7 protein-coding genes are annotated in these 13101 nt (G+C 70.6%); 2 read left to right on the forward strand and 5 right to left on the reverse strand.

Annotation, left to right across the window (positions count from 1 at the left end; all coding sequences use genetic code 11):
• Window position 1 precedes the first annotated feature (1 nt).
• The 4 genes from mrcB to AC3WTD_RS08860 form a co-directional block, all read right to left on the reverse strand.
• Window positions 2-2350 carry a penicillin-binding protein 1B gene (gene mrcB, locus AC3WTD_RS08845; protein ID WP_492613552.1) on the reverse strand — a complete coding sequence of 783 codons (2349 nt, stop codon included), beginning with the start codon at window positions 2348-2350 and terminating at the stop codon, window positions 2-4.
• A 184-nt stretch (window positions 2351-2534) separates the two neighbouring features.
• On the reverse strand, window positions 2535-3374 hold the full coding sequence (locus AC3WTD_RS08850; protein WP_492613553.1) for an SDR family oxidoreductase: 840 nt from the start codon (window positions 3372-3374) through the stop codon (window positions 2535-2537).
• Between the two features lie 7 nt (window positions 3375-3381).
• Window positions 3382-5088 (reverse strand): hypothetical protein, encoded by a 1707-nt coding sequence (locus tag AC3WTD_RS08855; RefSeq protein WP_492613554.1) that lies wholly within the window; start codon window positions 5086-5088, stop codon window positions 3382-3384.
• Between the two features lie 85 nt (window positions 5089-5173).
• Window positions 5174-7309: a RelA/SpoT family protein gene (locus AC3WTD_RS08860; RefSeq protein WP_027491471.1), complete on the reverse strand. Its 2136-nt coding sequence runs from the start codon at window positions 7307-7309 to the stop codon at window positions 5174-5176.
• Between the two features lie 141 nt (window positions 7310-7450).
• Here AC3WTD_RS08860 and AC3WTD_RS08865 point away from each other — a divergent pair, with 141 nt between their 5' ends.
• The gene (locus AC3WTD_RS08865) at window positions 7451-7930 is read left to right on the forward strand and encodes a hypothetical protein (RefSeq protein ID WP_492613555.1); all 480 of its coding nucleotides are present in this window, start codon (window positions 7451-7453) and stop codon (window positions 7928-7930) included.
• A gap of 305 nt (window positions 7931-8235) precedes the next feature.
• On the opposite strand, the gene hrpA is transcribed toward AC3WTD_RS08865, so the two are convergent.
• The gene (hrpA, locus tag AC3WTD_RS08870; protein WP_492613556.1) at window positions 8236-12318 is read right to left on the reverse strand and encodes an ATP-dependent RNA helicase HrpA; all 4083 of its coding nucleotides are present in this window, start codon (window positions 12316-12318) and stop codon (window positions 8236-8238) included.
• A 127-nt stretch (window positions 12319-12445) separates the two neighbouring features.
• Here hrpA and AC3WTD_RS08875 point away from each other — a divergent pair, with 127 nt between their 5' ends.
• On the forward strand, window positions 12446-12913 hold the full coding sequence (locus AC3WTD_RS08875; RefSeq protein ID WP_027493379.1) for a Dps family protein: 468 nt from the start codon (window positions 12446-12448) through the stop codon (window positions 12911-12913).
• The last annotated feature ends 188 nt before the right edge of the window (window positions 12914-13101 follow it).

Here is a 13101-nt window from a genome sequence, read left to right on the forward strand (position 1 = left end):
ATCAATTTCCGTTCGGTAAGTCGGGTGCGGTGGAGGCGGCGCCGGCGGCAGCGGGCGGCGGGCCGTTGCTGCCGCCGAACAGGCTCTGGATGCCCTGCCAGAAACAGCCTTCGGCGTCGGCCGACACGGTGCCGGCGATCACCGGCACCTGCTGCGCGCCCGCGCACTGCGGTTCGGTGCGCCGGCCGCTGGACGGGTTGATCCAGGCCATCTCCAGCCCTTCGCCGGGCGCGGCCGACAAGGGCCGGGTCGGCAGCCTGGCGAACAGCTCACGCCAGGCGCGCAGGCCGCCGCTGGCGCCGAACAGGGTGGTCGGCTTGTTGTCGTCGCGACCCATCCAGAACACCGCCAGATGCTCGCCGGTGAAACCGGCGAACCAGCTGTCGCGCATGTCGTTGCTGGTGCCGGTCTTGCCGGCGGCGTGCAGCGAGGCCAGCGCGGAGTTGCCGAGCGCGCTGGCGGTGCCGTACTCGGCCACCTGCTGCATCGCCCAGGTGGTCAGCCGCACCGCGTCCCGGTACTCGCCGGGGCCACCCTGCACCTGATAGCGCTTGATCGTGCGGCCGTTGCCGTCGAGCACGCCGCGCACCGCCACCAGCGGCAGCGCATGGCCGTCGGCGGCGAGGTACTGGTACAGCTGGGTCAGCTGCAGCGGCGCCAGGTCCTGCGCGCCGATCAGCAGCGACGGACTGGGGTTGATGTCGCCGATGCCGAACGATTTCAGGAACGCCTGGATGCGCGGCAACCCGACCTGCAGCCCGAGGTGGATGGTGGCCAGGTTCCACGAGTGCGCCAGCGCATCGACCATGATCAGCGGGTCGTGGCTGCGGTGGTCGTCGTTCTGCGGCGTCCAGTAGCTGCCGTCGGGCTGGCGCATGCTGACCGGGCCATCGTCCATCAGGCTGGCCAGGTTCCAGCGCTGCGGCTGGGTCAGCGCCACCAGGTAGACGAACGGCTTGATGGTCGAGCCGATCGGCCGGCGCGCGTCGAGTGCGCGGTTGAAGCCCTGCTCACCCGGCGTCCTGCTGCCGACCACGGCCAGCACGCTGCCGGTCTGCGCGCTGGTCACCACCGCCGCCGCCTGCACCCCGTCGCCGCGCTTGCCCAGACCCTTCAGGCTGTCGGTGATCGCCCGCTCGGCGTACAGCTGGGCGGCCGGATCCAGCGTGGTGAAGATCGACAGCTTGCCCTCACGCAGCGCCTGCTCGTCGAAGTCGGCGGTGATCTGCTTGCGCACCAGGTCCATGAAGGCGGGGAAGCGGTTGTGCGGCAGCTGGCCGTTCTTGACGATGTCCAGCGGCGCGGCCTGCGCGGTATTGAGCTGCCCGGCGCCGATCAGGTTGGTATCGAAGAATTCCTGCAGCACCAGGTTGCGCCGGGCCAGCGCGCGTTGCGGCGAGCGGCGCGGGTCGTAGTAGCTCGGCCCCTTCACCATGCCCACCAGCAACGCGATCTCCTGCGGCCGCAGGTCTTCCAGCCGGCGCCCGAAGTAGAACTCCGACGCCGCCGCGAAACCGTGCACCGCCTGGCCGCCCTGCTGGCCGAGGAAGACGTCGTTGACGTAGGCCTCGAGGATGCGTCCCTTGCTGTAGTGCGCCTCCAGCAGCAGCGCCATCAGCGCCTCGTTGATCTTGCGCGTGAAGTTCTGCTCGCGGCTGAGGAACAGGTTGCGCACCAGCTGCTGGGTCAGCGTGGAGCCGCCCTGCACGGTGTGCCCGGCGCGCAGGTTGGCGAACGCGGCGCGCGCGATCGCGCTGACGTCGATGCCGATATGGTGGTTGAAGTCGCGGTCCTCGACCGCCTGCAGGCCGCTGACCAGCAGCGGCGGCACGTCGGCCAGGCGCACGAAGCGGCGCTCTTCCTGGCTGGCGCCGTACAGCGTGGCGATGCGCGCCGGGTCCAGGTGGGCCAGCTCGATCGGCTTGCCGCTGGCCGCGTCCTGCACCGACTGCACCACGCCCTGACCCAGCGTGACGCGGATGCGCTTGGGCAGCTCGCCGCCGTCCGGCCCGGCGTAGCCGCGCGAGGCGATGGTGTAGCGCGCACCCTGCTTCACCCAGCTGCCGGCAACCTGACCCTTGCCGTCGTTGCTGTAGCCGGCGAAGGTCAGCTCCAGTTCCAGCGCTGCGCTGGTCATCGGCGTGTCGGCCGCCAGCGGCAGCGGCCGCGCGTAGACCCGGGTGGGCACCGCGAACACCAGCTCGTTGAAACGGTCCTGCACCCGCTTGTTCAGCACCAGCGTGTACGGCAGCACGAAGCCGAACAGCAGGCCCATGCCGATCCAGAACGGGATGCGCAACCACGGCCAGCTGCGGCGTGCCAACGCGCGAGTACGGGTCAAGAAGGCCAACGCGGGGAAATCCGGCTATCGAATGGTTGGATCATAGGGCCTGCTACCCGGCGGGCATATGAACGCGGCGGGCGGTTTTATGGCCGAATACGGGCAACAAGGCATCGGGGAACCGGTAGGAGCGCACCCTGTGCACGATGCTCTTCGTCACGTGGCGAAAGAGCATCGCGCACAGGGTGCGCTCCTACACGGGGGGTACCCACATCGCGGCGTCTGGGCGGAACGGGCGCGGACGGATGCCGAGCAGGTGTTGCAATTCGCCGTTGTCGGCGACCAGGTCGCTGTCCAGCCGGCTCAACGGACCGCGCAGCGGCGGCAGCGCGCGCTGGCCCAGCCGCAGCAGCCAGGCCGGCAGCGGCAAGGGCACGGTGGCTCCCGGCAGGCTGCCACGCACCCGCGCAAACATCTCGCCGGCACGCAGCCGCTCGCCGCCGCCGATCGGCAGGATCCGCCCGGCCGCCGCCGGGCATTCCAGCGCGGCCAGCACCGCCTGCGCGATGTCGTCGGCATGTACCGGCTGGCGCAAGCCGCGTCCGGACGGCAGCGGAAACAGCCGCAGTCGCATCGCGCGGCGGGCGATCGGGCTGAGGCTCTTGTCCAGGCCGGCGCCGTAGACCAGGGTGGGCCGCAGCACGGTCCAGGCACAGCCGTGCCGCTCGCAGGCAGCGGCCAGCGCGGCCTCGCCGTCGCGCAGCTGGCGCGCGAGGGCGCGTTCGGCCGGCACGCTGGAATCGCGTTTGCTTTCGGCGCTCATCGAACTGGTGGCGATCACCCGCGCCGCATCGGCCATGCTGGCCTGCGCCAGCCAGTCAGCCAGTCCCTGCAGCGGGCCGAAACTGATGATCGCCGACAGCGGCGGCACCACCGGCACACAGTCCGGCAGCGTGCCCTGCAGCCAGGTCACTCCGGCCTGCGTGGACCGCGGCTGCCGGCTCAGCGCGAGCACCGCCTCGCCGCTGGCGAGCAGGCGCGGCAACAGGAAGTGGCCGATCTGGCTGCTGGCGCCGAACACCAGTACCGTCATGCGGCGCTCACCCGCCACGCCGCAGGCGGACGTCCAGGTCGAGCACGCGCGGGTTGGCCGGGGCCAGCTTGCGCGCGCGCTGCAGTGACTGGTCGGCACCGCTGCGGTCGCCATGCGCCAGTTGCTGCTCGGCCTGGTCGAGCCAGGCGCCGGCCAGCCGGTTGCCCAGTGCGCCCTGCGCGGCGTTGCCCGGCGCCAGTTCGGCGAAGCTCGCCAGCAGGTCGCCGGCCTTGCCCAGGTCGCCGGCGGCAAGCGCCTGGTTGAATTGGCCCTCGACCCGCCCGGGCAGGGCCTGCAGGCCGTGCAGCGCCGCCGCGTCGTTGCCGTCGATCGCCAGCGCGCTGCGGTACAGGTCGTAGGCACTGTCGCCTGGCGGCATCAGGATGTTGCCGTTGCTCGCCGCCAGCTGTGCGCGCTGCACCAGCAGCGCCACTGCTTCGTGCTGCTGCGGCGACACGGCCGGCGCGGCCAGCGGGGCCACCGGCGTCGACGCCTGGTCCGCTGCCGCGGGACGCGCCGGCGGCGGTGTCGGCGCGGATGCCTTGTCCAGCCGTGCCCGCGCCGCGGCAAGGTCGGCCGAGCGCGGCGCCAGTTCGGCCGCCTGCTCGAGCAGCTTCGCCGCCTGCGCGGTGTCGCCGCCGTCGAGCGCGGCACTGGCCTGCACGGTCAGCGCCTGCGCCACCCGGCCGAGGCCGTCGCGCGCCTGGGCGTTGTCCGGATCGAGCTTCAGCGCGGCCTGGAACCGGGCCAGCGCGGTGTCCTCGCCGCTGCCGACGATGCGGCCGGCGCGCAGCGCCTCCTGGCCGGCAGCGAGCGCCGACTCCAGCGCGCTGCTGTCCTGCTTGCGGGTCTGCGCCTGCAGCGCGCGCAGCGCCGGCAGCGCGCCGTTGTTCGGCTGCAGCGTGGCCAGTTGTTCGATGCGCGCGTCGGCCGTGGCGCCGTCCTTCGCGTCCAGTGCCGCGCGCGCCTGCACCGCCAGCGCGTTGCCGACCTGGTCGAGCCCGTGCGCGGCCACCGCGTTGCCGGGGTCGGCGCGCAGCACGCGCTGGTACAGCGCACCGGCCCCCTCGGGGCCATCCAGCTTGCCGGCGGCCAGCGCCTGTTGCGCCTGGTCGACCAGATCCCCCGTGTGCACCTGCGCGGCGCGGGCAGCGGCGATCGCACGGTCGAGCCGGTCGATGTCGCTGCCGCCGCCGAGCAGTTCGCGGGCCACCGTCGCCTGCTGCGTGGCCTGGGCCAGCTGGCCCGCCTGCAGCGCAGCGTCGGCCTGCGCCAGCATGGCCTGACCGACCTGACGCAGGCCGTCGCGGGCGCGGTCGTTGTCCGGCTCCAGCGCCGCCGCGGCCTGGAACAGCTCGCGCGCGCTGCTGCCGTTCTGGCCGTCCAGACGGCCGTCCTGCAGGGCCTGCTGGGCCTGCGCCAGCACCGTGTTGAAGTCGGTGCGCGGCAGCATGCCGCGCAGGCGGTTCTGATTCATCCACAGCATGCCGACCGCCGCCAGCGCCAGCAGCAGCAACCACATCCCCCAGCCGCGGCGATGCCGCCGGCGCCGCCGCGGGCCACCCTCCCAGCGCGGCTGGCGCGGTTCGACCGAAACCGGCGGCAGCGGTTCCTCGGCCGGCGCTGGCGGCACATCCAGTCGACCGAGGTCGCCCAGGGTGGGCTCGGTACGCGTCGGTGGATGTGCGTCGTGGTGGTCGCGGCGTCCGCTCATGGTTCGTGGCCGTGCAGGCTGACGCTGCAGCTTAACATCCGGCCACCGGCGCCGTTCCGTCCCCCGGCCGGCATTGCGCGGTCATTCAGCCGGTGCCGACCCGGCGCACGTCGAGCACGTTGGGCAGCGCCAACAGCTTGCCGAGCAGGGTGGACAGCTGCTCGAAGTCGCGCACGCGCAGGGTGAAGCGCATCTCCACCTCGCCGGTGTGCACGAACAGCCGGCTGGACGAAGCGATGATGTGCGTACCGGCGTTGCTGACCACGCTGGTGACGTCCTTCTGCAAGCCCTTGCGGTCGTAGCCGCGCAGCTCGATGTCGACCTCGTAGGCCTGCGCCGCGGCGTTGCCCCAGCTCACCTCGATCACCCGGTCCGGATCGCGCGCGGCGAGCCGCGCCAGGCTGCTGCAGTCGGTGCGATGCACGGAGACGCCGCGGCCCTTGGTGACGAAGCCGCGCACCGGGTCGCCGGGCAGCGGCTGGCAGCAGCGCGCCAGCGTGGTCAGCAGGTTGCCGATGCCTTCGATGCGCAGCGCGCTGTGATCGAGCGTGGCGTGGCGCGAGGCCACCGGCGTACCCGACTGGGTGACGGCCGCCGGTTCGGACGGCTGCGCCGCCTCCTGCAGCACGCGGGCGATCTGCCCCGACGTGACCTCGCCCAGCGCCAGCGCCACCAGCAGCTCGTCGTGGTTCTTCAGATGGAAGTGCGCCGGCAACTTCGTCACGTCGGCGCTGGCCAGCGCCAGGCGTTTCAGCTCGCGCTCGAACATGCCGCGGCCCACCGCGAGGTTGGCGTCGTGCGCGATCTTGCGGAACCACGCGCGCACCTTGTCCTTCGCCCGCGCGGTGTTGAGGTAGCCGTGGTGCGGCGACAGCCAGTCGCGGCTGGGCTCGGCCAGCTTGCCGGTGAGGATCTCCACGCGGTCGCCGCTCTGCGGCTGGAAGGTCAGCGGCACGATGCGGCCGTTGACCTTGGCGCCGCGGCAGCGGTGGCCCACCTCGGTGTGCACCAGGTAGGCGAAATCCAGCACGGTGGCGCCGCGCGCCAGGTCGAACACCTCGCCCTTCGGGGTCAGCAGGTAGACGCGGTCTTCCAGCAGTTCGGTCTGCAGCTCGGCGGCCAGCGCGCTGTCGTCCTCGCCGCGCGGCTCCAGCAGCTTGCGCATCCAGGCGATCTTCGCCTCGAACTCGGCGTCGGCGCTGCCGCCTTCCTTGTAGCGCCAGTGCGCGGCCACGCCCAGTTCGTTGGCGCGGTGCATGGCGTGAGTGCGGATCTGCACTTCCAGCGTCTTGCCCTCCGGCCCGATCACCGCGGTGTGCAGCGACTGGTAGCCGTTGGCCTTGGGCCGCGCGATGTAGTCGTCGAACTCGCCCGGCAGGTGCGGCCACAGCGCGTGCACCACGCCCAGCGCGGCGTAGCAGTCGGTGATGCTGTCGACCAGCACGCGCACCGCGCGGATGTCGTAGAGGTCGGAGAAGTCCAGCGACTTGCGCTGCATCTTCTTCCAGATCGAATAGATGTGCTTGGGCCGCCCGGCCAGCTCGGCCTGGATGCCGGCCGCCGCCAGCGCGCGCTGCAGTTGGTCCAGCGAATCGTGGATGAACGCCTCGCGGTCGGCGCGGCGCTCGTCGAGCAGGTTGGCGATGCGCCGGTAGGTGCCCGGCTGCAGGTAGCGGAACGCCAGATCCTCCAGCTCCCACTTCAGCTGCCAGATGCCGAGCCGGTTCGCCAGCGGCGCGTGGATGTCGCGGGTGAGCCGTGCCAGCGCCTGCCGCTCGTCCTCCGGCAACGCCGGCGCCGCACGCATGCGTGCCAGCTGCCGCGCCAGCAGCACGAACACCACGCGCAGGTCGCGCACGATCGCCAGCAGCAGCCGGCGCAGACCCTCGGCCGCGCCCTGCGGCGGCCGCTGCGCGTGCAGCGCCCACACCTGCTCGGCCGCCTGCTGGCCGTCGACCAGCCGCTGCAGTTCGGCCGGCAACGCCGCGCGACGCTGCGCCCACAGCGCAGGGTCGACCCGGGCCAGCTCGAACCACAGCGCCGCCGCCTGGGTCTGCGCGTCGCAACCGAGCATGCCGAGCAGTTCCAGCACGTCGGCGCATTCGACCTGGTTCACCGCGCGGGTGGTGCAGGCCTCCAGCGGCTCGGCCAGTGCCGGCAACACGGCGCCGGCATGCTCGCGCCAGCGGGACAAACTGGAGGGTTCGACGATCGGGGCCATGGAAGATCAGCTCGGGTATTGCCGCCTCATGGTAGCCGCAGCCGCGCCGACCGTCGTGGGGCAAATCGCCCTGCTCCCCTTGGCGCGGGGCCGTCCTACCGCGCAGAATCGGCGTTTCCCTTCTGCCCCGAGGATGCGCCCATGTCGATTCGTCCCCGCCACCCGCGCTTGCCGCTGCTGCTGGCGCTGTCGCTGGCTTGCCTGTCTGCGCAGGCGCAACAGGCTGATGGCCTGCAACAGCGCATGAGCGCCACCGAATTCAAGGCCGCCGGCCTGGACAAGCTGTCAGCGCAGGAATTGCAGAATCTCGACGAATGGCTACGCCAGAACGGCAAGACCACCACCAAGATGGTCGACACCAGCGGCCAGCCGGTGTTCTACGAACCAAAGCAGAAGCGCAGCAAGTTCAACGCCCACCTGGTCGGACACTTCAGCGGCTGGCACGGCCACGACGAATTCACCCTGGACAATGGCCAGGCGTGGAAGCAGATCGGCTCGGACGCACCCGTCTGCATGAGCGCCGACAACCCGGCGGTCAAGATCAAGCCGTCGCTGTTCGACAGCTGGCTGATGTACGTGAATGGCTGCAACGGCAGCGTGCACGTGCGGCGGACGCGCTGAGAGGTTGTGATTTTTTCAACCTCTCAGACCAGCCACGGCGAGGGCGTGGCGAGGGCATGGATGCCCGAGTTGAGGCAACGCAGGAGCAGTTGCCCGATGCCCGAGTTGAGGCAACGCAGGGAGCGGTTGCCCGATGGCTGGACATGAAACAGTCACGCAAGTGAGTGTTTCATGTGAGCGAGTCCGGGCGCGTACCGGACTCGCGACTGAAGAAAACCACAGGAAGTGGTTTTCTTCACAAGCTCTGAGCAACTGACCCGACGCCGGCGCCAGCCTGCTCCTGCGGCGCAGGGGCGCCGTATCGCTCAGCCCAGCGCCGCCAGCGCCTTGGCCAGGCGTTTGGCCGAGACCGGCTCGGCGGTCTTCAGTTCCTGCGCGAACAGCGAGACGCGCCATTCCTCGATCAGCCAGCGCAACTCGTCCAGACCCGCCGGGTCGGCGCCGGCGGCGCGGTGCTGCAGGTACGCGCGCCAATACGGCAGCACCTGCAGCAGGCGCTGCTGGTCCTTCGCCGGGTCCTGGCGCAGACGCTCGCCGCGCAGGCGCATCGCCTTCAGGTAGCGCGGGTAGTGCGCCAGCCGTGCCGGCGGCAGCTCGCGCAGGAAACCCGGCACCAGCAGCGCGTCGAACTGTTCGCGCAGATCGTCGTGGCTGGCGCGCGCGAAACCCAGCAGCGGCGGCTGCAGCCAGGGCTTGAGATCAGCCTGCGCCTCGATGATCGGTTCGGCCAGCTTCAGCCGCTCGACGCCGGCGCCGAACAGCTCGCGCGCGCACTGCGTGCGCAACGACTCGAACGCGCCGGCGGTGCGCACGTCCAGCTCATGGCGCTGCAGCAGGTCGGCGAAGCCGCCTTCGAGCAGGTCTTCGCGCAAGCCCTCCACGCCGCCCAATGGAGCGTACTTCAAGGCCAGCGCATGGCCGATCGGCAGCCGGCGGCGCGCCTGCTTCGCCTCGCTGGCCAGCGCATTGCGCAGCAGCCGCACCACGCCTTGCCGATGCGCCACGCGCGCTTCGTCGCTGCGCTCGAACACGCGCAGCGCCACCGTCTCGCCCAGGTCGACCAGCGCCGGGAACGCGGTGAGTCCGCCCTCGGAACGCAGCTGCGCTGGGATCTCCTCGAAATCCCAGCTGGCCACGTCTTCGCGGGTCAGCTCGAGATCGGTCTTGCGCGAGAACGCCTCGCGCGCCGGCCCTTCCCATTGCCCGCGCAGGGCCGCCAGGTCGCGACCGCTGGCCAGCGTCCTGCCACGCTCGTCATGCAGGCGGTAGCGCATCAGCAGGTGCGGCGGCAGTTCGACGGCGGTGAAGTCGCCGGCGGCAAGCTCGACGCCGGTGGCGCGTTGCAGGAATGCAGCCAGCGCCTTCACCAGCGATTCGTCGCGCGGCGCCTCGGCCTCGACGAACGCACGCGCGAAGTCCGGCGCAGGCACGAAGTTGCGCCGCAGCGCCTTGGGCAGGCCGCGGATCAGCTCGGCCACCTTGTCGGCCAGCAGGCCCGGCACCAGCCATTCGCAGCGTGCCAGCCGCAGCGCGTTCAACATCGCCAGCGGCAGCTGCAGGGTGACGCCGTCGGCCTCGTCGCCAGGAACGAAACGGTATTCGAGCCGGTAGCGTTGCGCGCCGATCTCCAGCGCGGCAGGGAAGGCCCTCGCGTCTAGCCCGGCGCCGCCGGCCATCACGTCGTCCAGCGACCAGCGCAGCGCCGCCTGCTCGGCCGGGCGTGCCTTGCGGTACCACACGTCCAGCGCGCGACTGCTGGCGATCTCCTCGGGCAGCTTGCCCTCGAAGAATGCGACCAGCTCGTCCTCGTGGCGAATCAGCCCCTCGCGCCGCTGCTTCGCCTCGATGCCCTGCGCCTCCTCCAGCACGCGCTGGTTCGCGCGCACGAAATCCACCTTCGTGTCGATGTCGCCGCGCACCAGCGCCTCGCGCAGGAAGATCGCATGGGCCAGCGCGGGATCCTGCCGCTGGAAGGTGACCGGCCGCTTCTCCACCAGCACCAGGCCAAACAGGCTGACCTGCTCGTACGCCACCACGCAGCCGCGCTTCTTCGACCAGTGCGGGTCGCGGCAATGTGTGCGCAGCAGGTGCGCGGCCTGCTGCTCGATCCACAGCGGCTCGACGCGTGCATTCATCATGCCCCACACGCGCCCGCCCACGTCGAGGATCTGCGCGCAGAAGACCCAGTTCGGCGGCGCCTTCGCCAGCGCCGAGCCGGGGAACAGCTGGAACTTGCGCTCGCGCGTGCTCTGGTAGACGCCCTTTTCGTCCTTGCGGCCGACCTGGGTGGGTAATCCAGAGAGCAAAGATCGATGGACGGATTCATGGAGATGCTCCGCCGCGTCGCTGACCTCACTCCCTCCCCTGCTCGCCCCAAAGGGACTTCCTTCGGTCGCAGGGGAGGGCTGGGGTGGGGTCCGCTTTTGACTTTGTACAGCAACGTCAAGAGCTCTACCCCCTCCCGGCCTCCCCCTGCCAGCAGGGGGAGGAGCGGAGCGTGCGGCCGGCGGCTGCCCATCCAGCTTCCAGCCTAGCTCCCCCACCACCAGCAGCAACTGCCGGTGCAGCTCGCGCCATTCGCGCGTGCGCATGAAGCTGAGGAAGTGCCGCCCGCACCAGTCGCGCAGTTTCGACTGGGTCAGCTCCTCGTGCGCGTCGTGGTAGGCGCGCCACAGGTTCAGCACGCCGGCAAAGTCGGACTTCGGATCGGCGAACGCGGCGTGTGCGGCGTCGGCCTGCTGGCGTGCATCGGCGGGGCGCTCGCGCGGGTCCTGGATGCTGAGGAAGGCGACGATGACGAGCAGCTCGCGCAGGGCATGCAGCTGCTCGCCCTCGACCAGCATGCGCGCCAGCTGCACGTCGATCGGTAACTTCGCCAGGGTACGGCCGATCGCGGTGAGCTTGCGCGCCTCGTCGATCGCGGAAATTTCGGTCAGCCGGCGGAAGCCGTCGGCCACCACGCGCGGGTCGGGCGCTTCCAGGAACGGGAACTCGTCGACCTCGCCCAGCTTCAGCGCCAGCATGCGCAGGATCACGTTGGCCAGCGACGAGCGCAGCAGTTCCGGGTCGGTGAATGCGGCGCGGCCGGCGAAATCCGCCTCGTCGTACAGGCGATAGCAGATGCCCGGTCCGACACGGCCGCAGCGGCCCTTGCGCTGATCCGCCGCCGCCTGCGAGATCGGTTCGACATGCAGCCGTTCGAGCTGGCTGCGCTGGCTGTAGCGCTTGACCCGCGCGGTACCGGTGTCGATCACGTAGCGGATGCGCGGCACGGTCAGCGAAGTCTCGGCCACGTTGGTCGCCAGCACCACGCGGCGCTTCACGCCGGGCTTGAACACGCGGTCCTGCTCGCCAGCGGAGAGCCGTGCGTACAGCGGCATGATCTCGGTCTCGCGGTACTGCCGGCGCGACAGCAGCAGGTGCGCGTCGCGGATCTCGCGCTCGCCGGGCAGGAACACCAGCACGTCGCCACGCGGATCGCCGCGGGTGATCTCGTCGAGTACGGCGGCGATGTGCTCGGCGCTGCCCTGTCTGGGGTCAGAGTCACTTTTCGCAGGCGAAAAGTGACTCTGACCCCCCACTGGCCGCCAGCGCGTTTCGACCGGATACGCCCGCCCCTCCACCTCCACCACCGGCGCACCGTCGAAATGTTCGGCGAAGCGCGCGGTGTCGATCGTCGCCGAGGTGACGATGATCTTCAGTTCCGGCCGCTTGATCGCCAACCGTTTCAGATAGCCGAGCAGGAAGTCGATGTTGAGGCTGCGCTCGTGCGCCTCGTCGATGATCAAGGTGTCGTAGGCGGACAGCCACGGGTCGCCCTGCGTCTCGGCGAGCAGGATGCCGTCGGTCATGAACTTGATCAGGCTGCGCTCGGACACCTGGTCGTTGAAGCGCACCTGGAAACCCACCACCTCGCCCAGCGGCGTGCCCAGTTCCTCGGCCACCCGGCGCGCGACCGAACGGGCGGCCAGCCGGCGCGGCTGGGTGCAGCCGATCATGCCGGCCTCGCCGCGGCCGGCGGCCAGGCACAGCTTCGGCAACTGGGTGGTCTTGCCCGAACCGGTCTCGCCGGCGATCACCACCACCTGGTGCTCGCGGATCAGCTTGACGATGTCCTCGCCGCGCGCGCTGATCGGCAGCGATTCGTCCAGCCGGATCGGCGGCTTGGCCACGGCGCGGGCGCGACGTTTGGCCGCGGAACGTTCGATATCCGCGCGCAGCGACGCCAGCTTGTCTTCATCGGGGCGGCGCGACAGCGCACGCCAGCGGCCCAGCAGGCGGCCGAAATCGCGGCTGCATACCGTCTCCAGCTGGCCGCGCAGGCCGTGCAGACCGGAACCGGCGGGATCGTTGGCGGTCGAGTGGGTGTCGTTCATCGGACCGCGCATGATAGCTGCTGGCGGGTCGCCAACCCGATAGCCGCGGACTATCGGGAACATCCGAAGGATTCATTTCACCCGCGGGCACCGACCCGCTACGGTTGATCCATCGACTCACCGCAGGAAGGAGCAGCACATGGCCATTTCCATCGGTATCGCCGGGAAGGACCTCGAGGCGGTCGCCAGGCACCTGTCCCGGCTGCTGGCCGACACCTACTCGCTGTACCTGAAGACCCACAGCTTCCACTGGAACGTCACCGGCCCGCAGTTCAACAGCCTGCACACCATGTTCGCGACCCAGTACCACGAACTGTGGCTGGCCGCCGACGAGGTGGCCGAGCGCATCCGCACGCTGGACGTGTTCGCCCCCGGCTCCTACAGCCAGTTCGCCAAGCTCAGCGCGATCAAGGAAGAAGCCGGCGTGCCGGAATGGAAGGCGATGGTGGCCCAGCTGGTCGAAGGCCACGAGATCGCCGCCGCCACCGCGCGCGACACGCTCAAGGCCGCCAACGCTGCCGGCGACGACGGCACCGCCGACATGGTCACCGGACGCCTGAAGGAGCACGAAAAGGCTGCCTGGATGCTGCGCTCGCTGCTGAAGTAGGCCTTCCGGCGATTCGCCCGGAACCGACGGCGCCTTCCCGGGGAGGGCGCCGTTTCCGTCTCGCCCGCCGTCCTGGCGCGCTGCGCTCCTGACCTTGCGCTGACCGCAGCTGACGCGCTTTATTGAGCCCGATGGCATGGATTGGTTAAGCTCCTCGGGCTCTACCGCCTGTTGCGCAGGCTTCCTCC

Source organism: Rhodanobacter sp. FW106-PBR-R2A-1-15 (assembly GCF_058789735.1).